This is a genomic window from Rugamonas sp. DEMB1, assembly GCF_029834475.1.
GTDB classification, from domain to species: Bacteria; Pseudomonadota; Gammaproteobacteria; order Burkholderiales; family Burkholderiaceae_D; genus Rugamonas; species Rugamonas rubra.
In genome coordinates this window covers 4,206,012-4,230,107 of record NZ_CP122407.1, presented here as the reverse complement: position 1 = coordinate 4,230,107, position 24,096 = coordinate 4,206,012, and the positions used below count along the sequence as shown (strand labels likewise).

Annotated in this window: 20 protein-coding genes and 2 pseudogenes; 6 read left to right on the top strand and 16 right to left on the bottom strand. The window is 71.7% G+C overall.

Annotated features, from left to right (window positions below; all coding sequences use genetic code 11):
* Window positions 1-166: 166 nt before the first annotated feature.
* On the top strand, window positions 167-1,360 hold the full coding sequence (locus QC826_RS19340) for an AI-2E family transporter (protein ID WP_279762019.1): 1,194 nt from the start codon (window positions 167-169) through the stop codon (window positions 1,358-1,360).
* A gap of 46 nt (window positions 1,361-1,406) precedes the next feature.
* Here the strand turns inward: QC826_RS19340 and QC826_RS19335 are convergent, their stop codons facing one another.
* The 7 genes and pseudogenes from QC826_RS19335 to QC826_RS19305 form a co-directional block, all read right to left on the bottom strand.
* Entirely contained in the window at window positions 1,407-2,132 is a 726-nt protein-coding gene (locus QC826_RS19335) for a response regulator (RefSeq protein WP_279766539.1), read from the bottom strand.
* Between the two features lie 274 nt (window positions 2,133-2,406).
* Window positions 2,407-3,498 (bottom strand): annotated as a pseudogene (locus tag QC826_RS19330) (HAMP domain-containing protein); the annotation flags it as partial.
* A 454-nt stretch (window positions 3,499-3,952) separates the two neighbouring features.
* The gene (locus tag QC826_RS19325) at window positions 3,953-5,032 is read right to left on the bottom strand and encodes an ABC transporter substrate-binding protein (protein ID WP_279762018.1); all 1,080 of its coding nucleotides are present in this window, start codon (window positions 5,030-5,032) and stop codon (window positions 3,953-3,955) included.
* Window positions 5,025-6,149 carry an ATP-binding protein gene (locus tag QC826_RS19320; protein ID WP_279762017.1) on the bottom strand — a complete coding sequence of 375 codons (1,125 nt, stop codon included), beginning with the start codon at window positions 6,147-6,149 and terminating at the stop codon, window positions 5,025-5,027. Before QC826_RS19320 ends, QC826_RS19325 begins: the two co-directional genes overlap by 8 nt.
* Before the next feature lie 232 nt (window positions 6,150-6,381).
* Window positions 6,382-6,612 (bottom strand): annotated as a pseudogene (locus QC826_RS19315) (response regulator); the annotation flags it as partial.
* Window positions 6,613-6,824: 212 nt separating this feature from the next.
* Window positions 6,825-7,748: a YihY/virulence factor BrkB family protein gene (locus QC826_RS19310; protein ID WP_279766538.1), complete on the bottom strand. Its 924-nt coding sequence runs from the start codon at window positions 7,746-7,748 to the stop codon at window positions 6,825-6,827.
* Between the two features lie 22 nt (window positions 7,749-7,770).
* The gene (locus QC826_RS19305) at window positions 7,771-8,826 is read right to left on the bottom strand and encodes an OmpA family protein (protein WP_279762016.1); all 1,056 of its coding nucleotides are present in this window, start codon (window positions 8,824-8,826) and stop codon (window positions 7,771-7,773) included.
* Window positions 8,827-9,266: 440 nt separating this feature from the next.
* Here QC826_RS19305 and QC826_RS19300 point away from each other — a divergent pair, with 440 nt between their 5' ends.
* The 3 genes from QC826_RS19300 (at window position 9,267) to QC826_RS19290 (ending at window position 12,446) form a co-directional block, all read left to right on the top strand.
* Window positions 9,267-9,905: a winged helix-turn-helix domain-containing protein gene (locus QC826_RS19300; RefSeq protein WP_313872696.1), complete on the top strand. Its 639-nt coding sequence runs from the start codon at window positions 9,267-9,269 to the stop codon at window positions 9,903-9,905.
* A 223-nt stretch (window positions 9,906-10,128) separates the two neighbouring features.
* Entirely contained in the window at window positions 10,129-11,010 is an 882-nt protein-coding gene (locus tag QC826_RS19295) for a zinc-dependent peptidase (protein WP_279762015.1), read from the top strand.
* 140 nt (window positions 11,011-11,150) lie between these two features.
* Window positions 11,151-12,446, top strand: a complete 1,296-nt coding sequence (locus tag QC826_RS19290) for an ATP-binding protein (protein WP_279762014.1) — start codon at window positions 11,151-11,153, stop codon at window positions 12,444-12,446.
* Between the two features lie 76 nt (window positions 12,447-12,522).
* Here QC826_RS19290 and QC826_RS19285 read toward each other — a convergent pair whose 3' ends face one another.
* Genes QC826_RS19285 through QC826_RS19265 form a run of 5 tightly spaced genes read right to left on the bottom strand, consistent with a single transcriptional unit; the run spans window position 12,523 to window position 19,612 of the window.
* The gene (locus QC826_RS19285) at window positions 12,523-14,406 is read right to left on the bottom strand and encodes a response regulator (RefSeq protein WP_279762013.1); all 1,884 of its coding nucleotides are present in this window, start codon (window positions 14,404-14,406) and stop codon (window positions 12,523-12,525) included.
* A complete protein-coding gene (locus tag QC826_RS19280) occupies window positions 14,403-15,875 on the bottom strand; it encodes an ATP-binding protein (RefSeq protein WP_279762012.1) in 1,473 nt (490 codons plus the stop codon). Before QC826_RS19280 ends, QC826_RS19285 begins: the two co-directional genes overlap by 4 nt.
* 13 nt (window positions 15,876-15,888) lie before the next feature.
* On the bottom strand, window positions 15,889-16,734 hold the full coding sequence (locus tag QC826_RS19275; RefSeq protein WP_279762011.1) for an HDOD domain-containing protein: 846 nt from the start codon (window positions 16,732-16,734) through the stop codon (window positions 15,889-15,891).
* On the bottom strand, window positions 16,731-17,072 hold the full coding sequence (locus QC826_RS19270) for a hypothetical protein (protein ID WP_279762010.1): 342 nt from the start codon (window positions 17,070-17,072) through the stop codon (window positions 16,731-16,733). Before QC826_RS19270 ends, QC826_RS19275 begins: the two co-directional genes overlap by 4 nt.
* Window positions 17,069-19,612 carry an EAL domain-containing protein gene (locus tag QC826_RS19265; RefSeq protein ID WP_279762009.1) on the bottom strand — a complete coding sequence of 848 codons (2,544 nt, stop codon included), beginning with the start codon at window positions 19,610-19,612 and terminating at the stop codon, window positions 17,069-17,071. The genes QC826_RS19270 and QC826_RS19265 overlap by 4 nt, the downstream gene beginning before the upstream one ends.
* Before the next feature lie 229 nt (window positions 19,613-19,841).
* On the opposite strand from QC826_RS19265, the gene QC826_RS19260 reads away from it, so the two are divergent.
* Window positions 19,842-20,201, top strand: a complete 360-nt coding sequence (locus QC826_RS19260; RefSeq protein ID WP_279762008.1) for a hypothetical protein — start codon at window positions 19,842-19,844, stop codon at window positions 20,199-20,201.
* Window positions 20,202-20,266: 65 nt separating this feature from the next.
* On the opposite strand, the gene QC826_RS19255 is transcribed toward QC826_RS19260, so the two are convergent.
* Window positions 20,267-21,124, bottom strand: coding sequence for a universal stress protein (locus QC826_RS19255; RefSeq protein ID WP_279762007.1), 858 nt, complete (start codon window positions 21,122-21,124; stop codon window positions 20,267-20,269).
* A gap of 171 nt (window positions 21,125-21,295) precedes the next feature.
* Here QC826_RS19255 and phbB point away from each other — a divergent pair, with 171 nt between their 5' ends.
* Window positions 21,296-22,081 carry an acetoacetyl-CoA reductase gene (gene phbB, locus QC826_RS19250; protein WP_279762006.1) on the top strand — a complete coding sequence of 262 codons (786 nt, stop codon included), beginning with the start codon at window positions 21,296-21,298 and terminating at the stop codon, window positions 22,079-22,081.
* 46 nt (window positions 22,082-22,127) lie between these two features.
* Here the strand turns inward: phbB and QC826_RS19245 are convergent, their stop codons facing one another.
* The 3 genes from QC826_RS19245 to QC826_RS19235 form a co-directional block, all read right to left on the bottom strand.
* The gene (locus QC826_RS19245; protein ID WP_279762005.1) at window positions 22,128-22,502 is read right to left on the bottom strand and encodes a TraR/DksA family transcriptional regulator; all 375 of its coding nucleotides are present in this window, start codon (window positions 22,500-22,502) and stop codon (window positions 22,128-22,130) included.
* Between the two features lie 122 nt (window positions 22,503-22,624).
* The gene (locus tag QC826_RS19240; RefSeq protein ID WP_279762004.1) at window positions 22,625-23,113 is read right to left on the bottom strand and encodes a hypothetical protein; all 489 of its coding nucleotides are present in this window, start codon (window positions 23,111-23,113) and stop codon (window positions 22,625-22,627) included.
* A gap of 15 nt (window positions 23,114-23,128) precedes the next feature.
* The gene (locus QC826_RS19235; RefSeq protein ID WP_279762003.1) at window positions 23,129-23,992 is read right to left on the bottom strand and encodes a hypothetical protein; all 864 of its coding nucleotides are present in this window, start codon (window positions 23,990-23,992) and stop codon (window positions 23,129-23,131) included.
* Between the last annotated feature and the right edge of the window lie 104 nt (window positions 23,993-24,096).

The following is a 24,096-nucleotide window of genomic DNA, read 5'->3' as shown; positions in this document are numbered from 1 at the left end:
CCGCCGCCCTGGCGGCCTTTGTTTTTTTGAACGGCGGCGACGCCGGCGACACTAGCGCCAGGGTCAGACCCTAGGGTCTGACCCTAGGGGTGCGCCGCTGGGTTTTGCCGGCGCCCGGCCGATCCGTGAAGAACCTTTCATTGTCCCCACTTTTTTGCGAGCGCACATGAGCCAGCAGCCCCCCGCCGTCCCCACCGCAGATGCTGCCGCGCCCGCCGATGGCGCCGCCAACGCGCCCGCCGCCGCGCCGGGCAGCAGCGCGCGCCTGCCGCTGCACGTGCACGCGCGCGGCCTGGCGCTGGGCGTGATCGCCTGCGTCGCGCTGTTGTACGCGCTGCAGTGGGCGCGGCCCTTCCTGGTGCCGCTGCTGCTGGGCATCCTGATCTCCTACACGCTCAATCCGGTGCTGTGCTGGCTGGCGGCGCGCCACATCGCCCGTCCGCTCGGCGCCACGCTGCTGACCCTGGCCATCCTGGGCGGCGGCGTGCTGGTGGTCGAGCGCGTGCACGGCGAGTTCCAGGCCATCGTCGAGGCGGTGCCGGAGACCAGCCACAAGCTGGCGCGCCTGCTGTCCGAGCGGGTCGGCCAGGGCGCCAGCACCATGCGCCAGTTGCAGGCCGCCGCCACCGAGCTGCAGCAGGCCACCGCCGGCGGCCAGGCGCGCCGCGCCGCGCGCCAGGCGCAGGCGCCGGCGCCGGCCGCCGGCGCGCCGTTCCGCCTGGGCGACTGGATCTGGGCCGGCTCGATGGGCCTGGCCGGCATCGTCGGCCAGGCCACCATGGTGGTGTTCCTGGTCTACTTCCTGCTGCTGTCGGGCGACACCTTCAAGCGCAAGCTGGTCAAGCTGACCGGGCCGTCGCTGACGCAGAAGAGGATCACCGTGCACATCCTGGAGGACATCAACCTGTCGGTGCAGCGCTATATGTTCATGCTGTTGGTCAGCAACGCGCTGCTGGCGCTGCTGATGTGGGGCGCGCTGCGCCTGCTCGGCCTGGAGAACGCCGGCGCCTGGGCCATCCTGTCGGGCCTGCTGCACGTGATGCCGTATTTCGGCCCGCTGCTGACCACCTGCGCGGTGGCGCTGGCGGCGCTGCTGCAGTTCGAGTCGCTGCGCATGGCGCTGCTGGCGGGCGGCGCCTCGCTGGCCGTGGCGACCCTGGTCGGCACGCTGGTGACGACCTGGATGACCGGGCGGGCGGCGCGCATGAACCCGGCGGCGGTGTTCGTCAGCCTGCTGTTCTGGGGCTGGTTGTGGGGCGCCTGGGGCCTGCTGCTGGGCGTGCCGCTGACCGCCATCCTGAAGGTGGTGGCCGAGCGCGTGCAGGGCATGGAGGTGCTCGCCGAGCTGCTCGGCGAGTAGCCGGCCCGGTGGGCCGGCGCGGCGGGCCGGCGCGGCGGCGGCCGGCTCAGGCCACCGTGGCGGCGCCGCGCAGCACCTTGCACAGGCCCTCGCGCAGCTCGCGCAGCTTGGGCGGCTTGCTCAGCACGCAGTCGACGTACATCGGGTTGTCGCCGTCGCTGACCAGGCGCTGGCCCCAGCCGGTCAGCAGGATCACCGGGGTGTGCGGGGCGCGCTGCTTGATCGCGCTGGCCACCTTGCGGCCGTCGATGTAGGGCATGCCGAGGTCGGTGATGACCACCGAGTAGCCGGCGCCGGCGTCGACGGCGCGGTTGAAGTGGTCGATGCCGGCCTGGCCGCCGTCGGCGGCGACCACCTCGTGGCCGTCGATCTCGAGGATGTCGCGCAGCGACTTGAGCACCATCGGGTCGTCGTCGACCACCAGGATGCGCAGGTTGGCCGGGATCTGGTAGTTGCTGGGCGCGGCGGCGCCGTCGGCGCCGGCGCCCTGGGCGAGGAAGTTCAGGCGCAGGGTGGTGCCCTTGTGCAGCGCGGTGTCGATCTCGATGCTGGCGCCGTGGCGTTCGGTCATGCCGTAGACCATCGCCAGGCCCAGGCCGGTGCCGCGCTCGCCCTTGGTGGTGAAGAACGGTTCGAGGCAGCGCCGGCGGGTCGCCTCGCTCATGCCGACGCCGCTGTCGGCCACCTCGATGGCGACATGCGGCAGGGAGGCGGTGCCGGCCGGCGCCGGCGCCAGGCGGGTGCGCAGGGTCAGCGTGCCGCCGTCGGGCATGGCGTCGACGCCGTTGAAGATCAGGTTGGTGATGGGCCTCGCGGATCTCGCCCTCGATGCCCATCACCGGCGGCAGCTCGGCGGCCAGCTCGAGCGCCAGGGTGATGACGATGCCGCGCTGCAGCGGCATGTCGCTCCAGCGCGCCCGCGTCAGGTCGACCACCTGGCGCACCAGCTGGTTGGCGTCGACCGGCAGCAGGGTCAGCTGCGGCTCGCGCTGGCGGTAGAACTCGCGCATGCGCGCCACGGTGGCGGCGACGTCGTCGATGGCGCGCTTGATGATGCCCAGGCAGTCGCGCGTGCGCCCGCTCAGCGCCGGCTCGGTCTCGAGCAGCGACTCGGTGTACAGGGCGACCGGCGAGATGGCGTTGTTGATGTCGTGGGCGATGCCGCTGGCCATCTGGCCGAGGGCGCGCAGGCGCTCCTGCTGCATCACCGACTGCTGGGTCTGGCGGATGTCGTCGTAGGCGCGCTGCAGCGCGCCATACAGCTGGGCCTGGTTGGCGGCCAGGCCGACGTGCTCGCTGAGCTGGCGCAGGAACTCGCACTCGCCGCTCGAGAAGCTGTTGGCGGCGTGGCGCGCCGCCACCAGCACGCCGAACACCGTGCTCTCGGCCAGCAGCGGCGCCATCACCAGGGCGCGCAGGTTGCCGCGCGCCAGGCGCCGCGGGAAGGGGAAGGGCGCGTCGGCGATGTCGGCCTCGTGCACCAGGTGGCCGCGGACGCACTGCGACAGGCCGTTCTCGTCGATCGCCACCTGGCTGTGCTCGGTCATCGAGAACTCCTGCGCCAGCGCCTCGCTGCGCAGGCCGACGCTGGTCACCACCAGCAGGTTCTGCGCCTGGTCGTACAGGCAGATGCAGCAGAAGTCGACCGGCAGCTGGTCCTCCAGGCTGCGGATGACCACCTGGAAGATGCTGCGCAGGTCGAGCCGCTCGCCCACCGAGCGGGTGATCTGGTGCAGCAGGTTGAGCCGGCCGACCTGGGCGTGCACCTTCTGTTCGGCCTGTTGGCGCACCGCCACCTCGGCGTGCAGGGCGTCGTTGCTGCGGCCCAGCTCGTCGCGCGAGACGGTGGTCTGGCGCAGCCGCGCCGTCATCGAGTCGAAGGCGCGCGCCAGCTCGCCGATCTCGTCGCGGCTGGCGATGCCGACCACGAAGTCGAGGTTGCCGGCGCCGACGATGCGGGTGCCCTCGCGCAGCCGGGCCAGCGGGCGGATCACGCTGCGCAGGGTGATCAGCGCGGTCAGGCCGACGAACAGCAGCACCACCGCGCCGGCCCCCAGCAGGGCGGCGTTGGCGCGCTGCTGGGCCTGGGCGACGCCCTCGCGGCTGCGCTCGGACAGGCGCAGCGCGGCCGTGATCATGGCCTGGGTCTTGTTGGTGATCTGGCCGGCCAGGCGCGACTCGAGCTCCTCGAGCACGGCGGCCTTGCCCTTGTCGCGGCGCAGCTCGTCGTGGTTGCGCGAGAGCAGCTCGAACAGGTGGGCCACGCCCTGGTGGCTGGCGCGCAGGCCGGCGATGACGCGCGCGTCGTCGGTGCCGGCGAACTCGGTGGGCGTGGCCAGCAGGGCGCCCAGCGAGTCGCTGCGCAACTGCCACTGGACTGCGGTGCGCTCCTCGTGGTGCAGCACGTATTCGAGCAGCAGGTAGCGCAGTGCGGTGACGCCGCTGAGCACCTCGCCGGCGTCCTCGTTGCGCGCCAGCTCGCGGCGCATCTGCAGCGTGCTCGAGGCCAGCACGGCCAGGATCAGCGCGACCACGACCACCGACGACAGGCCGGCCAGGGTGAGGCGGGTGGAGATTTTCACGGTGCCCTTCTCAATGGATGACGGTGACGCTGGCCGGCGCGACCGCGCGCAGGCCGTCCAGGTACAGGTAGTTCAGGTAGTTGGGCATGTCGCTGCGCGGCGTCAGCTGGTTTTTCATGGCCCAGCGCGCCTCGTCCTCGAGCGCCAGCAGCAGGCCCTGGTCGAGCGCGACGGCGAAGTGGTAGCCGGGCCAGCCGGCCTTGAGCAGCTCGGCGTCGTGGCGCGCCACCGACACCAGCAGGGCCTGGGCGGCGGCCGGCTGCTCGGCGCAGAAGCGGGCGCCCTGGATCAGCGCGCGCAGCAGGCGCTGCATGCTGGCCGGGTGGGCGGCGATGTAGTCGCGCAGGCCGGCCACCATGTACAGGCTCTCGTAGATGTCGGCGCTGTTGAAGGCGACGCCGTTGCCGCCCTGTTCGGCCAGCATGGCGCCGAGCATCGGCTCCCAGCCGGCGGCGGCGTCGATCTCGCCGCGGGCCAGCGCCGGGCCGAGCTCCTCGGGCTTGTAGTTGCGCATCTTGACCTCGTCGGGCGCCAGGCCCTGGCGGTTGATCAGCGCGTTCAGGGCGAAGTGGCCCGAGGTGTCGAGGGTGACGCCGATGCGTTTGCCCTTCAGGCTGGCGGCGTCGCGCACGCCGCGGTCGCGGCGGCCGACCACGCCGTGGTCGCGCTCGGTGCGGAAGATGCTGGCGATGACCGCCACCGGCACGTCGTTCAGGCCGGCGAACATGACCGGGATGTCGGCCACCGTGGCGACGTTGGCCTGGCCCTGCAGCACCGCCTCCATCGCCGCCTTGCCGCTGGAGCGCGACAGCACCGTGGCGACGATGCCCTGCTGGCGGAAGTAGCCCCTGGCCTGGGCCGCCAGCACCGGGCAGGTGCCGGCGTAGGCGGTGTTGGTGGCGATGGCCAGCGGCTCGAGCGGGGCCGGCGGCGGCGCCTGGCGCGCCACCCAGGCCGAGCGCGCGGCCACCGCCGCCAGCGCCGCCAGCAGCGCCAGCAGCAGCAGGCCGGCGGCCAGCGCCGGGCTGAGCGCGCCGCCTTGGCGCGCCGCCGCGCGCCGCGCCGCGCCGCCGCCGTGGCGCCTATTCATTGCAGCTGGCGCCGACCCGCAGCGCGCTGTCGATCGCCTCGCCGAAGGCGTGCAGGTCGAGCGGCTTGCTGATGTAGCGGAAGAAGCCGGCCACCAGGCCGGGCAGCACGTCGCCCGGCCGCGCGCTGGCGGTGATGGCGATCACCGGGATGTGGGCGGTGCGCGGGCCCTCGTGCAGCAGGCGGCGGGTGGCGGCGCCGTCCAGGCCGGGCAGGTTCAGGCCCAGCATGATCAGCTGCGGCTGGTGGCGCCGCGCCAGCTCGAGGGCGCGCTGGCCGTCGCCGGCGACCAGCAGCTCGAGCTCGTCGCGGCGGCGCAGCAGCAGCTCGCGCACCACCTGCAGGTTGGCCGCGTTGTCCTCGACGTAGAGCAGCTTCTTGGGGCCGTGCCCGGCCGCCCCGGCCGCGCCGGACGGCGCCGGCAGGATGGCGTAGCCGGGCTCGGCGCCGCGCGCCTCGGCCGGGGCGCAGCGCCCCAGCTCGATCCAGAAGGTGCTGCCGACGCCCTGCGTGCTGGCGAAGCCGATCGCCCCCTGCATCGCCTCGACCAGGCGCTTGCTCAGCACCAGGCCGATGCCGGTGCCCTCGGCGCCGGTGGTCTCCTGGCCCAGCCGGTTGAAGGGCTGGAAGATGGCGGCCATCTGCCGGCTGTCGAGGCCGGCGCCGTTGTCGGCCACCGAGATGCGGATGCGGCCCTTTTCCGCCTGGGCGCAGCTGACCTCGACCGTGCCGCCCTCGCGGTTGTACTTGACGGCGTTCGACAGCAGGTTGATCAGGATCTGCTTGAGGCGGGTGCGGTCGGCCAGCACGTGCTGGTTGCCGGCCGGCCCGAAGCGCAGCGCGACGGCGCCCTTGGCCGCCTGCGGCTCGAGCATCACCTGGCACTCCTGCAACACCTCGGCCAGCGGCACCGGCTCGAGCGACAGGCTCATCATGCCGGCCTCGACCTTGGCCAGGTCGAGGATCTCGTTGATCAGGGTCAGCAGGTGGCGGCCGGACTGCAGGATGTGGTTGGAGAACACCTTCTTCTCCTGCGGCGAGGAGGGCAGCTTGTCCGAGGTGAGGATCTGGGCGAAGCCGATGATGGCGTTGAGCGGGGTGCGCAGCTCGTGGCTCATGTTCGACAGGAAGGTCGACTTCTCCTGGCTGGCGCGCTCGGCCTGGCGGCGCGCCTGTTCGAGGTCGCTGGTTGACGGCGTGCAGCTCGGCGGCGTGCTCGCGCAGGCGCTGCTCGAGGCGGGCGTTGGCCATGCGCAGGGCGCGCGTGTCGAGCGCGCGCGCCAGGATCGGCAGGATGGTGGAGACCTTGAAGGGCTTGATGATGTAGTCGAGCGCGCCGACCTTCATGGCGCGCACCGCCGAGGCGATGGTGCCCTCGCCGGTCATGATGATGCAGGCCAGGTCGGGGTCGCACAGGCGCGCCGCCTGCACCAGGGCGATGCCGTCCATGCCCGGCATCATCAGGTCGGCCAGCAGCAGGTCGTAGCCGCCGGCCTGCAGCGAGGCCAGGGCGGCGTCGCCGGAGGCATAGCCGCAGGTGTCGTAATCGTGGTTGCGCAAGGTGTCGCACAGCGCTTGCATGTGCGCCGCCTCGTCGTCGACGATCAGGATGCGGGGGCGCGCTCCTGTTGTAGTCATGCATTCTCCTCGAGGACTGGCTTTCAGGCAGCTTGCAAAGGCAATATTAATCCTATTCGGCAAGCATATGTACACACTTTGTCACCGTTTGCGCAAAGTCATGACGCGCGGGAACAATTTGTGCTGGCCCGGCGGAAACAGGACTTGCCCACCGACTAGAGTTTTCCCGGCGGCGCCCGTGGCGGCCCCGGCGGACGGGGCCGCAGACTACCCATTTGCAAGGCGTACTGGCGGGCGAACTCGGCGCCGAGGAAGAAGATCTGCGCCGAATAGTAGACCCACATCAACAGCGCGGCCAGCGAGCCGGCCGCGCCGAAGCTGTCGCCGACGCCGCTGTTGCCGATGTAGGCGCCGATCGCGTACTTGCCCAGCGTGAACAGCAGCGCCGTGCCGAAGGCGCCCACCAGCACGTCGCGCCAGGACAGGCGGGCGCGCGGCAGCCATTTGAAGATGGCGGCGAACAGGGCGGTGATGACGGCGAAGCCGAGCAGGCCGTTGAGCAGGGCCAGCAGCAGGGCGGCGTCGCGCCAGACGCCGTTGGCGTAGCGTTCGAGCAGGGTCAGCAGGGCGCTGACCACCAGCGACACCATCAGCAGGAAGGCCAGCACCAGCACCATGCCGAAGGACAGCAGGCGGGTGCGCAGCAGTTCCCACAGGCCGCCGTGCTTGGGCGGGGCGACTTGCCAGATCAGGTCCAGGCTTTCCTTGAGTTCGGCGAACACGCTGGTGGCGCCGAGCAGCAGCAGGGCGCCGGCCAGCAGCGCGGCCAGGCGGCCCTGCTCGCGGTCGTGGGCGCCGGCCAGCACCAGTTGCACCGCCTGGGCGCCCTGGTTGCCGAGCAGGCCGCGCAGTTGCAGGAACAACTCGCCGCGCGCCGCCTGCTCGCCATAGAAGAAGCCGGCCACGCCGAGCACCAGCAGCAGCATCGGCGCCAGCGAGAACAGGGTGTAGAAGGCCAGCGCGGCGCCCTTGCTGGCGGCGTGGTGGGCCAGCCAGTCGCGCAGCGCGGCGCGCGCCACCGTCGGCAGCGTGGCGGGCGGCGGCGCCGTGGCCGGCGGCGGGGCGGGATGTGCTTCCATCATGGCGGCCGCGCCGGCGGCGTTACGGCACGCGGCGTTCGATGGTGATCTGCTCGACCTCGACGCGGCGGTTCGGCTCCAGGCAGGCGATCAGCTCGCTGCGCTTCTTGTTGTTGCAGCCCGCCACGGGGTTCCGCGCGCCCTTGCCGACGGCGTCCAGGCGCGCCGCCGCGACTCCCTTGCCGACCAGGTAGGCCTTGACGGCGTCGGCGCGCCGCTGCGACAGCTTCTGGTTGTACTTGGCCGCGCCGAGGCGGTCGGTGTAGCCGCTGATGGTGACCCGGTCGACACCGGCGTTGGCGTTGAGCAGGCTGGCGATCTCGTCGAGCTTGTCCTGGCGCGGCGCCAGGGCGGCGCTGTCGAAGCCGAACAGTTCGGTGGCCGACAGGGTCAGCTTCTCGAAGCGGGCCGGCGCCGGCGGCGGCAACGGCGGCGGCGGCGGCGGCGCGGGCGGCGTCTCGATGCGCGGCGGCGCGGCCGGCGGCGGTGGCGGCGCCGGCTTGTCGAAGGCGAAGTTCAGGCCGACCGTCAGGTAGTAGTTGTTGCTTTTGCTGTTGGGGAAGTCCCGGCCACGGAGGAAGCCGTGCACCTTGCGCAGGTCGGCCTGCAGCGCCCACCGCTCGCTCAGCGAGGACTGGAAGCCGATGCCGGCGCTCAGGTAGGGCGAGGTGCGGCCGCGTTCGCCGATGCCGTTCAACTGCGCCTTGTCGCGCTCGGCGCCGACGCCGAGCAGGACGAAGGGACGGAAGGTCTTGCGCGAGAACAGGTAGAGGGCGTCGACGCCCAGCGTGTTCTGCCGGTAGCGCTCGCCGTTGCCGCGCGAGCGGGCGTAGGTGGTGCCCACCTGCAGGTCCCAGGCGTCGGCCACCGGCTTGCCGAACTTCAGGCCGAGGCCGTAGCCGCGCTGGTCGACGCCGAAGTCGGCGTCCGGCTTCATCGCGTTCAGGCTCGGTTGGACATACCAGGAGGGGGTGATGTCGGCGTCGGCGGCGTGGGCGGCGCCGGCGCAGAGGACGGCGCCGGCGCAGAGGACGGCGGCGGCGAGGGCCAGGCGGTGGACGGGGGTGGCGAGTTTCACAAATAGGCTCCGGTGGTGGCTGGTGGGTGGTGGCGCGGCTGGCCGGGCGGCAAGCGGACGCTTGTCCCTGCGTTGGAGCCGAGAATAGGCGGCTTGCTGCGGCCGGTCGGTGCGCTGTCGCACCCAGTGTCCCGAGTTTGCGGTGTGTCAAAGGCGCCACGCTTGGCCGGCTTATTTCGCCGCCGCGTCGGCGCGGCGGGAACCCCGGCGCCGCGGCGGCATCCAAAGTACAGGGAGGCGGCACCCGGCGCCGTCTGTTTCCCCGTGCAATCGAAGGCAATATTCCCTGCGGATTGATGTGTTGATTGCGTTTTATGTTCGTTGACGCACAGACCGGTGTGGCCGGAAAGGGCAATCTTGCGGCAGATGTAGAGAACGTCGCTGGCGCCATCGCCCCGCCCCAGCCCGTTATCCCGGCAATTGTTATAAGGAGTGTTCAAATGCATGCAATCAGACAAACTCGTCCGGCCGTCGACGCCGGCACGGCGGCGCGGCCAGAGCATCGCGATGGCGCCTCCCGCCAGCATGGCAAGCTGGCGCTGGTCGAGCGTCCGGCGCTGCAGCCGCTGCAACGCGCGCCGCTGTCGATGGCGCCGATCGAGCGGGTGCGCTCGACCTCGGCGACGCTGCGGCGCATCGAGAACATGCAGAAGTTGATCGGCGAGCTGTCGATGCACGAGATGTTGGCCGACGAGATCGCCTGGTTCCTGAAGTTTTCGCCGTCCGGCGCGCGCAAGTACATCCGCGACCTGCGCGAGGCCGGCGTGATCGAGCTGGCCCGCTACATCGAGGGCACCGCCACCTATCTGGGCAAGGCGGTCTACCAGCTGACGCCGGACCCGGACCGGGTGCGCGCCTTCCTGGCCGCCATCGTCCAGCCCAAGCGCGAGGGCGCGCCGCCGCGCAAGGAGCGCCCCGGCCTGCGCGAGCAGCACATGGCCGGCAGCGGCCGCCACTTCCACATCCTGGCCGACGACACCCACTATGCGATCCGCGTCAACCGCGCGCCGGTGATGCGCGACCCGCTGGTGGCGGCCCTGTTCGGCATGGCGCCGTCGCAACAGAAGGAGCAGTCCTAGCCGCCGGGCCGCAAACCGGGCCGCAAACCGGACCGCAAACCGGACCGCAAGCCGGGCCGCAAACCGGACCGCACACAGCGCCGGCCGCGCCAGGCGCCGCCGGCCGATTTGCGTCGGCGGGCAATCGGTGCTTGAATTGTCGGCAAGTTCCCCCACTTGCGGTGGACTGGCCGGGCGCGTGCGCGCCGTCGGCCCCACCCACGCCACCGGACGGACCCGCCGCATGCCAGAGCAACTCATCTTGATCGCCTTGTCGGCGCTGGCCGTCCTCCTGCCCGTGCTCTGGCCGCGCTGGCGCCTGCGCCGCGTGTTGGCGCGGCCGCTGCCGCCGGCCGCGCTGGAGATCCTGCGCCGCAACGTGCCGGTGGTCGGCCGCATGGCGCCCGAGCTGCAGGCCCAGCTGCACCGGCTGGTCGTCCAATTCCTCCATCAAAAGAAGTTCATCGGCTGCGCCGGCCTCGAGCTCAGCGACGAGATGGCCGTCACCATCGCCGCCCAGGCCTGCCTGTTGCTGCTCAACCGGCCCAGCAAGGTGTATCCGGCCCTGCACACCATCCTGCTGTATCCGGGCGAGTTCGTCGCCAAGCGCGACCAGGTCGGCCCGGGCGGCGTGGTCACGCCGGGCCGCACCAGCATGCTCGGCGAGTCCTGGGACGACGGCCGCGTGGTGCTGGCCTGGGACGCCGTGCGGCGCGGCACGGCCGACTGGAGCGACGGCCAGAACGTGGTGCTGCACGAGTTCGCCCACCAGCTCGACAGCGAGTCCGGCCGCGCCAACGGCGCGCCCTACCTGGGCAGCCCGGACAGCTACCGCAACTGGTCCGAGGTGTTGCAGCGCGACTACCAGCACCTGCGCTTCCACGCCATGCACCGCCAGCGCACGGTGATCGACCACTACGGCGCCACCAACCCGGCCGAGTTCTTCGCCGTCGCCACCGAGACCTTCTTCGAAAAACCCTGGCAGATGGCCGAGCACCACGCCGAGCTGTTCGCCGAGTTCGCCCAGTACTACCGGGTCGACCCGCGCCAGTGGCAGGCGGCGCCGCCGCCGGAGTCGGCGGACACTGCGCCGGCGGCGCCACACAGCCACGCGGCCGGGTGGTGAATTGTATGTTGACGCCGCGGAATTGAGGCATAATCGAAGCTAGTCGCGTTGCCTGCACGCATGTTCGGCGCGCCCACCGCGTCCCGGGCCCAGCTTGGCAAGTGGCGACGCGTAGCGACGAGAAGCGAGAGACCAGCGCCATGCAATTCGAGGAATTCGAGTTTTTTTCATCGCCGTCGCCGGCCCCCGCCGGCGTGCCCGCCGAGGCCGCCTCGCCGCTGGTGCGGCTGCAATACCTGGTCGACAACACCCCGGCCATCATCTACAGCACGGTGCCCAGCGGCGACTTCAAGATGACCTTCGTCAGCAACAACGCGCTGCACCTGCTCGGCTACCGGCCGGAGGACATGGTGGCCGACCCCAACTTCTGGTTCGACCACATCCACCCGGACGACGCGCCGGCCATCTTCTCCAGCCTGGCGCTGGTGTTCACCGAGGGCCAGCGCGCCTACGAGTACCGCTTCCGCACCGCCGACGGCTCCTACCTGTGGATGCACGACAGCCTGCGCCTGGTGCGCGACGAGCAGGGCGCGCCGCTCGAGGTGATCGGCGCGCTGACCGACATCACCAGCCGCAAGAAGATGGAGGAGGCGCTGCAGGCCAAGGGCGAGGAGCAGCAGCTGCTGATCGGCAAGCTCAGCGAGGCGCACGACCAGCTGCTGCAGTCCGAGAAGATGGCCTCGATCGGCCAGCTGGCGGCCGGCATCGCCCACGAGATCAACAACCCGGTGGGCTTCGTCAACTCCAACATGGGCTCGCTGCAAAACTATGTCGGCACCCTGTTCGGCGTGCTGGCGCAGTACGAGCAGGCCGCCGCCGCCCATCCGGCGCTGGCGCCGCAGCTGGCGGCGCTGCGCCAGCGCGCCGACCTGGACTTCCTCAAGGAGGACGTGACCGACCTGGTGCGCGAGTCGATGGACGGGCTCAAGCGGGTCAAGGACATCGTCCAGGCGCTGAAGGACTTCTCCCACGTCGGCGAGACCGAGTGGCAGATCGCCGACCTGCACCAGGGCCTGGACAGCACGCTGAACATCGTCAGCAACGAGCTCAAGTACAAGGCCACCATCGAGAAGCACTACGGCGTGCTGCCGCCGATCAAGTGCCTGGCCTCGCAGCTGAACCAGGTGTTCATGAACCTCTTGGTCAACGCCGGCCACGCCATCAAGGAGCGCGGCACGATCAGCATCAGCACCGGCGCGGCCGACGGCTGGGTTTGGGTGGAGGTGGCCGACACCGGCGGCGGCATCGCGCCCGAGCACCTGAACCGCATCTTCGAACCCTTCTTCACCACCAAGCCGGTGGGCAGCGGCACCGGGCTGGGCCTGTCGCTGTCCTACGGCATCGTCAACAAGCACGGCGGCAAGATCGAGGTGGTCTCCGAGCTGGGCAAGGGCACCCGCTTCACCGTGCGCCTGCCGCAGACGCCGCCCGGTTGAGAAAACCCGCAGGCAAAAATCTAGGGTCGGACCCGAGGGTCTGACCCTTGTTTCCGGCGCCGGCGGGCGCCCGCCGTCACAGGATGATCGAGCCGTCCGGCGCGCGGCGCACGTGCAGGATGCCGGGCTCCTCGGCCTCCAGGCGGCGCGCCTCGGCCTCCTGCGGGCTCAGGCCGGCGGCCGCCGCGGCCTCGCGGCGCTGCCGCTCGGCCCGTTCGGCCAGCAGCTCGAGGCGGCGCGCCATGGCCTGGCGCAGCGCCTGCTCCAGCTCGGCCGCCTGCCAGGGCTTGGGGATGAAGCGCAGCACCTCGGCCTCGTTGATCGCGCTCATCGCCGTGCTGAACTCGGTCGAGCCGCTCAGCATCAGGCGCACCGTGTCCGGCGCCACGTCCTTGAGCGCCTGCAGCAGCGCGCCGCCGCTCAGCTGCGGCATCATGAAGTCGGACAGCACGATGTCGTACTCGCCGACGCAGACCCGCTCGAGCGCCGTGAAGGGGTTGTCGCAGAGCTCGATCTGCAGGGTGGCCTCGTCGAAGTCGAGGCGCAGGCTGCGCCGCAGCGCCGCCAGGATGGCCGGCTCGTCGTCGACCAGCAGGATGCGCATCATGCCGGCCCCTTCGGGTTGCGCACCCAGATCGCCAGCCGGCCCTCGCTCTTCGACTCGAAGTCCTGCACCTGCTGGATCATGCGGGCGTCGAGCACGTGCTCGCCGGTGAGCAGCATCAGGCCGTCGCGGCTGATCAGGTCGCGCGCCAGCACCATGCCCGGCACCAGCTCGCCGGACAGGATCTCGACCCCGCCCGGGCCCGTCGTCGGCGCCGCCGTCGACGATCTGGCGGAAGGCCGCCACCACGTTCGGGTCGTAGCGCTTGCCGCTGGCGTCGAGGATCAGCGACTTGGCCTCGTCCGGGCGCAGGTGGCGCTGCACCATGGCGCCCTGCTGCAGGTTGTAGTAGTCGGTGGCCAGCGCCAGCACGCGCGCGCCGATCGGGATGGCCAGGCCGGCCTGGCCGTCGGGGAAGCCGTTGCCGTCGAAGCGCTCGAGCTGGGCGCGCAGGATGGTGGCGCTGGCGCGCAGGTCCGGCAGCGGCATCAGCAGCTGCTCGGCGCGCACCGGGTGCTTGCGGTACAGGCCCAGCTTGTCGCCGGCCAGCAGCGTCAGCGGCGTCGCCAGCATCTCGTCGGAGAAGCCGATCTTGCCGATGTCGTGCAGCAGGGCGGCGACGAAGATCTCCTGCACCTCGCGCGCCTCGAGGCCGAGCTTGACGGCGATCTTGCGCGCCAGGTCGGCCACCAGCCGGGTGTGGCCGGACAGGTTGGTGTTGCGCAGCTCGATCAGGTTGGAGAAGATCTTGATGGTGGTGATGAAGTTGCTCTTGAGTTTTTCATTGGCCGCCACGGCCGCCTCGTGCAGGGTGCGCAGCTGGCGCGTGCGCGCCTCGACCTTGGCCTCGAGGCCGGCGTTGAGCGCCTTCAGTTCGGCGTTCTGGCGCGCCGTCAGCGCCTCCAGGCGGCGCTTGTCCTGCTCGAGCGCGCGCCGCTCGAGCGCGTGGCGCACCACCAGCAGGATGTCGTTGTCGTCCCAGGGCTTGGTGATGTAGCGGTAGATCTCGCCGCAGTTGATGGCGTCGAGGATGGACTGGATGTCGGAGTAGCCGGTCAGCAGCAGGCGGATGGTGTCGGGCCAGTGGGCGCGCACCTCGGCCAGGAAGCGGGCGCCGTCCATCTCCGGCATGCGCATGTCGGAGATCACCAGGTCGACCGGCTGCTGGCGCAGCAGCTCGAGGCCGGCGGCGCCGCCCTCGGCGGTGAGCACGCGGTAGCCCTTGGCGCGGAACAGCCGGCGCAGCGCCGACAGGATGTTGGGCTCGTCGTCGACGCACAGCAGGGTCGGCGGCGGCGCCGCGTCCGGGCTGTCCGGCGCGCCGGCGGCGGCAAGCGAAGGGGCGGTCTCGTTCATGCGCCGGCCTCCTGCTCGGGCACGCTGTGGCGCACCGGCAGCACGACGCGGAAGCGGGTGCCACGGCCGAGCTCGGTGTCGACCTCGATGCGGCCGGCGTGCTTCTGCACGATGCCGTAGGCCAGCGACAGGCCCAGGCCGGTGCCCTTGCCGACCGCCTTGGTGGTGAAGAAGGGGTCGAAGATGCGCTTCAGCGCCTCCGGCGCGATGCCGCTGCCGTTGTCCTCGACCTCGAGCCAGACCTGCTCGGCGTCGAGCACGCCGGTGCGCACGGCGATGCGGCCGCGCTCGGGGCCGGCGATGGCGTGGGCGGCGTTGACCACCAGGTTCATCACCACCTGGTTGATCTGCAGCGGCAGGCACTCGATGTCGGGGATGTCGCCGTATTCCTTGACCACCTCGGCCTTGTACTTGACCTCGTTGGCGACGATGTTGAGGGTCGAGTCGATGCCCTGGTGCAGGTCGGCCCAGACCCACTCCTGGTTGGCGTCGACCCGCGAGAAGTCCTTCAGGCCCTGCACGATGTGGCGCACCCGCACGATGCCCTCCTTGGACTCGCTCATCAGGGCCGGGATGTCCTCGCGCAGGAAGCCCAGGTCGATGTCCTCGCGCATGGCGCGCAGGCGCGCCGCCATCTCCGGGTCGGCCACGCTGGCCTCGGCCTGCTGGTAGACGTCGAGCATGTCGAACAACTGGGCCAGGTAGGTCTGCAGGGTGCCGAAGTTGGAGAAGATGTAGCCGATCGGGTTGTTGATCTCGTGCGCCACGCCGGCCGCCAGTTGGCCGATCGAGGCCAGCTTCTCGGACTGCACCAGCTGCTGCTGGGCCATCGACAGCTGGTCGTTGAGCTCGGTGAGCTCGATGTTGCGGCGGCGCAGTTCGGCGTCGGCCAGCTGGCGCGCCCGGATGTCGTCCTCGAGCCGCTCGTTGACCTCGGCCAGCTGGGCGGTGCGCTTCTCGACGACGTGCTCGAGGTTGTCGTGGGCGCGGCGCAGGGCGTTCTCGGCGACGCGCCGCTCGGTCACGTCGAGCAGGGTCTCGATGGCGCCGACCAGGCGGCCGCCCTGGTCGCGCAGCGGGGCGGCGGTGAAGTGCAGCCAGTGGCCGCTCTTGCCGATGTTGGGGAAGAAGTCCTCGGCCTCGAAGGCGTCGGGGATCAGGCTCGAGCTGTCGTACTTGCCCTCGTAATAGCGGTCGAACTCGACCTGCTCGCCGGAGATGACCAGGTCGGCCAGCAGCGGCCGCGCCTTCGGATAGAAGGCCTGCCAGTGGTTGCTGGTGCCGACCATGGCGCCCTTGCTCCAGCCGAGCAGCTGCTCGCAGGCGCGGTTCCAGTGGGTGATGACGTGCTTGGTGTCGATGGCGAAGGTGGCCACCGGATGGCCGTCGAAGAACTCGGACAGGGCGATGGCGCCGGACTGGCGCTCGCTGTCGTCGTCCGGCGGGGCGGGTTTGAACTGGGCGGTCATGGTGGTGTTTTTTTCAGTTGACCAGGATCTGGCACATGTCGTGGAATTGTTGCTCGGCCTCGGCGAACAGCGCGTTGGCCGCCGCCTCGTCGAGCGCCAGCGCGGCCCAGGCCGGCGCCGCCAGCGGCGGCACCTGGTCGTCCTCCTGGCCGGCCAGGTCGAGGGCGTGGGCCAGCACGTTGGCCAGGTAGACGGCCAGCGCCAGCGAGGGGCTGGCGTCGGCGCCGTCGTGGTGGGCGGCGACGGCCTGTTGTATCTTCTGCGGGAACTTCCAGCGCGCCGCCAGCGCGCTGCCGACCATGGCGTGGTCGAAGCCGAACACGGCCAGCTCGGCGGCGCCGGCCGAACAGTCGTGCCGGCGCCGCCAGTCCTCGACCGCCTGGTAGTCGGCCGGGAAGCGGGTCGCCAGCACCAGCGTGCCCAAGTCGTGCAGCAGGCCGGCGGTGAAGGCCGTCTCCGGGTTCTGGCCGAGGCGCGGCGCCAGCAGGCGGGCGCAGACGGCGGTGCCGACCGAATGGCGCCAGAAGCCGGGGAAGTCGAAGCGCATGCCCGGCCCGGGGGCGAAGCTGGCCGTCACCGAGCAGGCGGTGACGAGGGTGCGGATGCTGTGGAAGCCGAGCACCGAGATGGCCTGGCCGATGCTGGTGACCTTGGCCGACATGCCGTAGAACGAGGAGTTGGCCAGGCGCAGCGTCTTGGCGGTGAGCGACTGGTCGAGGGTGATCTTGGCGGCCAGCGCGTGGGTGTCGATGTCGTCCTGCTCCATGCTCGAGAGCAGCTCGACGACCACCGCCGGCAGCGAGGGCAGGTGCTGGATCTGTTTGACCACGCTGTCGAGGTCGAGCAGGAAGCCGCTCATGGCGCCTCCCCCCGGCGGTAGGCGGTGAGCAGGCGCAGCAGCTCGGCGCCGCCGTCGGCCCCGGCCCCGGCCTCGGCGCCGCCGCCGTGGTGGCGGAACAGCCGGGCCAGGCGCTCGACGTCGTGCTGGCGCTGGCGCGCCAGCGCGGCCGGGTCGGGCGCCGCCGCCGCCTCGAGCACGCAGCAGTGTTCGACGCCGCGGCGGCGCAGCGAGGCCAGCGTCGCCTCGCTCAGCGTGGCGCCGGACGGCAGCAGCACGGCGCCGTGGCCGTCGAGCAGGGCCTCGGCCAGCACCATGCCGGCGGCGGCGGCGTCGAGCTCGACGCGGCGCCCGCTCACGGCGCCACCCCGCAGCGGCTCAGGGTGATCAGGCTGCCGCGCGAGGCCGAGCTCTCGCCCATCGGGTAGACCACCACGGCGTAGCACTGGCCGTCGATCTCGGCGCGGTGGCTGTGGCCGGCGCCGTCGGGCGCCGCGCCGCCGGCCGGGAACAGCTGCGGCAGCACGCAGCTGGCCTCGTTGCCGAGCAGCGCGCCGCCGCCGTGGAACAGGGCGCCGGCGGCGCCGTTGATGAAGGCGATCATGCCGTCGTCGTCCATGCCGATGACCGGCAGCGGCAGGTGCTGCAACAGCTCGCGGGCGATGCTCAGGCTGATCTCGTCGCGGTGGATCTGCTGCTGCTTCTGCTTGAGCAGCTCCTCCATGCGGCGGTTGGTCGAGGCCAGCTCGTGGTTGGCGGTGCGCACCTCGAGGTTGAGGCGCTCGTTGTCGTCGGCGATCTCCTTCATGCGGAAGGCCTCGGCGATGTGGCCGCGCAGCAGCTCGTCCTCCCACGGCTTGGTGAGGAACTTGTAGATCGCCCCCTCGTTGACGGCGTCGGTGACCGACTGCAGCTCGGTGTAGCCCGACAACATGATGCGGATCGTTTCCGGGTACAGCAGCTTGGCCTTGCGCAGGAAGTCGGCGCCGATCATGCCGGGCATGCGCTGGTCGGAGACGATCACGTCGACGGCGTGCTGGGCCAGCAGGTCGAGCCCCTCCTGGCCGCTGTTGGCGGTGTAGATCTGGTAGTCGTCGCGGCGCAGCAGGCGCTTGAGCGCGGCGACGATGTTCTGCTCGTCGTCGACCAGCAGCAGGCTGCGCTTTTGCCGCTGGATGCGCAGCAGGTGCGGCGGCAGGCGGCGCGGCTCGGCCAGCAGGGCGTCGAGCTGCTCGCGCGGCAGCGGCGCGGCGAACAGGTAGCCCTGGATCTGGTCGCACATGTTGCGCCGCAGGAAGTCGCACTGCGCCTCCGTCTCGACCCCCTCGGCGACCACCTTGATGCCCAGGTTGTGCGCCATCGAGATGATGGTCTTCGACAGGGCGGCGTCGCCGGCGTCGGTGGCGACGTCGCGGATGAAGGCGCGGTCGATCTTCAGGGCGTCGAAGGGGAAGCGCTTGAGGTTGCTCAGCGACGAGCTGCCGGTGCCGAAGTCGTCCAGCGTCAGGCCGACGCCGAGGGCGCGCAGCCGCTCCAGGCAGGCGCTGCCGGCGGCGGCGTCGCGCAGCAGCGCCGCCTCGGTGATCTCCAGGGTCAGCGCGCCGGCGCCCAGGCCGTGCTCGGCCAGCGCGGCGGCGACGGCGTCGACCAGGCCGCGGTCGTGGAACTGGCGCGGCGAGATGTTGATGGCCACCGGGATGGCCTGCCGGCCGGCGTCGCGCCAGGCGCGCAGGTCGCGGCAGGCGCGCCGCAGCACCCACTGGCCGATCGCCTCGGTCAGGCCGGCCGCCTCGGCGACGGGGATGAAGCGGTCGGCCGCCAGCAGGCCCTGCTGCGGGTGCTGCCAGCGCACCAGCGCCTCCAGGCTGCACAGGTCGCCCGTCTGCAGGTCGGCCAGCGGCTGGTACAGCAGTTGCAGCTCGTCGCCGGCGACGGCCAGGCGCAGCGCCGCCTCCAGGCCGATGCGCTCGAGCGTGCGCTGGTTCATCTCGGCCGAGAAGAACAGGCACTGGCCGCCGCCCTCGGCGCGGGCGCGCGACAGCGCCAGGTCGGCGTAGCGGGTCAGCGTGGCGCCGTCGGCGCCGTCCTGCGGGTAGAGCGCGACGCCGATGCTGGCGGTGGCGTGCAGCTGCTGCTGCTCGAAGGCGAGCGGCGGCGCCAGCGCGGCGAAGATGGCCTGGCAGCGCGGCGCCACGTCGGCGCCGCCGGCCAGCCGGCCGAGGATGGCCAGGAAGGCGTTGTCGCCCAGCCGGGCGACGGTGTCGTGCTCGCCCATGCAGCCCTGCAGGCGGGCGGCGACGGCCGCCAGCAGGGCGTCGCCGGCGGCGCGGCCGAGGCTCTCGTTGACCAGCGCGTAGTTGTCGACGCCCAGGCAGAGCAGGGCCATGGCGCCGCCGCGCGCGGCCGTCTGCGCCATCGCCTGCTCCAGGCGCTGCTGGAACAGGGCGCGGTTGGGCAGGCCGGTGAGCTCGTCGTGGCTGGCCTGGAAGGCCAGCCGCTGCTCCTTCTCCTTGAGCGCGGTGACGTCGCTGAGGAAGCCGATGTAGTGGCTGGTGCGGCCGTCCTCGCCTGGCACCGGCGAGACCAGCAGCTCGTTCCAGCACGGCGTGCCGTCCTTGCGGTGGCGGCGCAGCACCGCGTTGGCGGCCTGGCCTTGCGGCAGCGCGGCGCGCTGGGCCGCGTCGCCGCCGGCCAGGCAGTCGGCGTAGTGGCGCCCCAGCAGGGCCGCCTGGTCGAGTTCGAGCAATTGGCAAACGCGTTCGTTGGCGCGCACGATGCGGCCGTCCAGGTCGAGGCAGAGCAGGCCGACCGGGGCCTGCTCGAACGACAACGGCAGGCGCGCGGCGGCGGCCAGGTCGATGCCGGCGGGCGGGGTGGCTTGCGTAGCGTCGAGGTCCATCAGGCTTTCCTATCACAATGAAAGCTGGCCGTGGCGCCGTCCCGGGCGGGCGGCGCATTGATTATACGGCCAAGCCCGTGCCCGCCGTCAACGCCGGGGTAAGTTTTTTCATGCGCGCCCTGTTGCGCGCCGGCGCAACAATTTGACGCAGCCGTGATTCTTTTCGGTACGATAGTTGCTACAATAAAAAATCGTCGGCAGGCTCGCGAGCGTGGAGAGGGAGGCGGCAATGACACAGGCATGGGTAGTGCTCACCCGGGCGGACGGCCGCGAGGTGGCGTCGCCGACCGAGGCCCAACTGGCCACGGCGCTGGCCGAGGTCTACGACGGCGCGGCGCCGGCCGACGACGACGGCGCGGCCAGCACGGTGCTGCGCTTCGGCTACGACGACGGCCTGATGTACGAGGTCGAGGTGGCCGGCGGCGGCGCGATCCGTTTCGGCGAATGGTCCGACCGCGACTGCGAGATCGCCCTGGCGGCGCCGCGCCGCATGCTGGCGCTGGGCCGCGACGAGGCGCTGCAGCTGTGGAAGTGGCTGGCGCTGCGCCAGGTGGCGAAGATCCGCAGCCAGCCCTGGTTGCCGGACTAGCCCCGGCCGGCCGCGCCGGCGCCTCCGCCGGCGCGCCTCAGTTGGCGCGCCTCAGTGGGGGCGCCTCAGTGGGCGATCAGCAGCGGCAGCGTGGCCTGTTCGAGCAGCGTGCGGGTGACGCCGCCGAGCAGGATCTCGCGCAGCCGCGAATGGCCGTAGCCGCCCATCACCAGCAGGTCGCTGTGGCGCTCGGCCGCCAGCGCCAGCAGGGCCGCGCCGACCTGGTCGGAATGGCGCAGCAGGCCGGACGCCGGCGCCGGCCGCGCCAGCAGCTCGACGGCCACGCCGTGGCGGCGCAGATGGGCGACGATGGCGGCGTCGGCCGCCGCGTCGTCGGCGCCGGGCTCGGCCGGCGCGAACACCGCCAGGTCGACCTGCACGGCGCGGCGCAGCAGCGGCAGCGCCGCCGTCACCGCCCGCGCCGCCTCGCGGCCGCCGTCCCAGGCCACCAGCACGCGCTCGAGCGGGACGCGCGAGGCGCCGCTGTCCGGCACCACCAGCAGCGGCCGGCCGCCGTGCAGCAGCACGTGGCCGGCCAGGTCGCCCAGCAGGGCGCCGCCGCGGCCGGGCTGGCGTTGGCCGATCACCACCAGGTCGGCGTGGCGGGCCTGCCGGCTCAGGCCGGTGCCGGCGTCGTCGTCGACGACGTGTTGTTCGTGCGAGCGCAGGCCCAGGGCGTCGAGCTGGGCGGCGAAGCCGGCCAGCGCGCGGCCGGCCCGTTCGCGCAGCAGGTTCAGGTGCAGCGCCAGGTGCGGGTCCTGCTCGTCGATGTGGCCGTCGCGGTAGGCCAGGCGGGCGATGCCGGTCAGCGCCACGCCGATCAGGTGGCCCTGGTCGGCCAGCGCCAGCGTCGCCGCCAGGCGCACCCGCTCGGCCAGCCGGGGCGATTCGTCCAGATGGACCAGGATGGTTTTGTACGACATGGCGTAACCTCGCTGCCGTCCCTGCGGTGGCCGGCTATTCCATTATAGGCCGGCGCCGGCGGTCGGTGCGCGCGCATGGCGGCGGACGCCGTGTTTGATCTGGCGCAAGGTCCGCTTCGATCTGGCTCATACACTTGTGGTGGTTATATTGACAACGACAAGGAACCCGGAATGAACCAGAACAACAACAACGGACAGAAAAACGACAAGCCGGCCGCCAAGCGCGTGGCGCTGGTCACCGGCGGCATGGGCGGGCTGGGCACGGCGCTGTGCCGCCGCCTGCACCGCGACGGCTTCAGCGTCGCCGCCACCTATTCGCCCGGCAACGAGCGCTTCCAGCACTGGATCGAGGCGGAGAAGGACGAGGGCTTCCGCTTCCGCGGCTACCAGGTCGACGTCGGCGACTACGCCGACTGCGAGGCGATGGTGGCGCGCCTGCGCGCCGAGCTGGGCGGCGTCGACGTGCTGGTCAACAACGCCGGCATCACGCGCGACCAGAGCTTGCGCAAGATGACGCGGGAGGACTGGGACGAGGTCATGCGCGTCGACCTCGACAGCGTCTTCAACATGAGCAAGCAGGTGCTCGACGGCATGCTCGAGCGGCGCTGGGGGCGCATCATCAACATTTCCTCGGTCAACGGGCAGAAGGGCGCCTTCGGCCAAGCCAACTACGCGGCGGCCAAGGCCGGCATGCACGGCTTCACCAAGGCGCTGGCGCTGGAGGTGGCGCGCCACGGCGTCACCGTCAACACCGTCGCGCCCGGCTATCTGCGCACGGCGATGGTGGCCCAGGTGCCGGCCGAGGTGATGCGCGACAAGATCCTGCCGCAGATCCCGCTCGGCCGCCTGGGCGAGCCCTACGAGGTGGCGGCGCTGGTGGCCTACCTGGCGTCGGAGCAGTCGGCCTTCGTCACCGGCGCCGAGATCGCCATCAACGGCGGCCAGCACATGCGTTGAGGCGCCCGCCTTGGCACCCCGCCTTGGCGCGCGGTGCCGGCGGTCGCTAGCGCGGCGGCCGCTCGGCGCGCGTCTGGCAGACGATGCACAGGCGCGCCTCGGGCCGCGCCTGTAGCCGCGAGTAGCCGATCGGCCCGCCGCACTGCTCGCACAGGCCGTACTCGCCGTCCTCCAGCTTGGCCAGGGCGTGGCGCACCAGCTTCAACTGGCGCGCCGTGTGCTCGACGGTGCCCTGCGCCAGCTCGCTCAAGGTGCGGTTGCTGGCGTTGTCGGCCGGCGAGGCCTCGGGTTCGCGCAGCGGCGCGCCGAGCGCGCCGGCCTGCACGTCGAGCTCGCCGGCGAGCTGGACGAACAGGGCGGCGCGGGCTTGCTCGAGCCGTTCCCTCAGGCTTGCGAATTGTTCTGGGTCCAGTCCGTGCATGGGCGGCTCGCTGGTGCGGTGGTGGTCTGGGCTGACCGGTCTAGTGTTTGACCGGAGAACGGCGCCGATTGTTCGGCCGCCGGGCACGACGCGCGTCAAGCCGCGACCTCAGGCCGCGCGCCTCAGGTCCGGGCCGGCGGCGCGGCCGGTCCGGCCGCGCCGGCCGGGGCGGCCTGGCCCAGCGCGGCGAGGTGGCGGCGGATCTTCTCCAGCGGCGCCGGGATGTGCTCGGGCTTGCCGCCGACGACGGCGCCGGCCAGTTCGACCAGCTCGGCGGCCAGCTCGACCAGGTCGCGGACGTGTTCAAGGTGGGCGATCTGCTCGCCGGCGCGGGCCGTCAGGGCCAGCAACTGTTGCTGGGCGCCGCCCAGGCCGACGGCGGCCAGCCGGGCGCTGTCGAGGTAGAGGCCGTTGGCGCGCTGGCGCAGCGCCACCTCGTCCTCGAACAGGGCCTGGGCCTGCGGCTGGCTCAGTGGCGGCGCGCCGCCGGCCTGCGGCTGGCGCAGGCCGCGCAGCAGGCGCGCGTGCAGGGCGTTGGCGGCGGCCGACAATTGGTCGGCCAGCGCCTCCAGGTCGGCGCCGCTGGCCGGCGCTGCGGTGGGAATGGTCATGGCGGGGCTCCTGGCTTAGGGGTGGCTGGCGGCGGGCGCGGCGGCCACGGCCGTGACGGCGCTCGGCGCGCCGCCGAGCGCGGCCTTGGCGCCGGGCGCGCTCTTGACGTCGTCGCGCGGCGGCCATAGTTGCAGCGCGGCCTGGTGGGCCTGGCTGAGCGCGGCCAGATTGCTTTCGGCCAGGGTGAAGCGCCGTCCGATCAGCCGGTACTCGGCCACCTTGGCCTGTTGGTGCGCCTTGGCCAGCGCCGCCAGCAGATGCTCGCGCGGATTGTCGACGAAGGGGATTTCGCTTTCCAGCGTGCCGAGCACGATGCGCTGCTCGTTGTCGTGGGTCTTGTCGTAGTAGCGCAGCAGGGCGGCCATGGCGTCGAGCAGCTGGCGCAGCTCGTCGCGGCCGTCGTTGAGCATCTGTTCGACGGCGCGGTCCTGGTAGCGCGCCGTCAGCGCGCGCGTGATCAGCCGGGTCAGGCCGGCGTAGGCGTTGACGTGGCGGTCGTCGAGGCCGCTGTCGGGCCAGGCCTTGATGGCCCCGCTCATCGCCTTGACCTGGTCCTCCAGGTCGAAGCGCTCGTCGCCGGCCAGCTTGCCCAGCGCGCGCAGATACAGCGCGACGCCGTTTTCGATGGCGATGAAGTCGGGGTAGGCGGCCTGGCGGGCGGCGTCGAGCTGGCGCTCGCGGGCGTCGGCGGCCGGCGTCAGATAGGGTTGTTGGCGCGGGTAGGTGTCGCGGAAGCGTTGGCTCAGCTCGTTGAAGGCGCCCAGCTTGGACGATTCGGCGCTGAGCGCGCGCACCGCCTGCAGGCGCGGGCTGTTGCCGGCGCAGCCTGCCAGGGCGGCCAGCAGGAGGAGGAGCGCGGCGATATTGGGCGATTTCATAAGTCCTTCCACGGCGGGTCGGTGTCAGACTCATTGTTGCGCGTCGGTGCGGCGGCGGCTTGCGAAACCGCAATCGCGGCAAGGACGGGGCCGCCTTGGTGGCG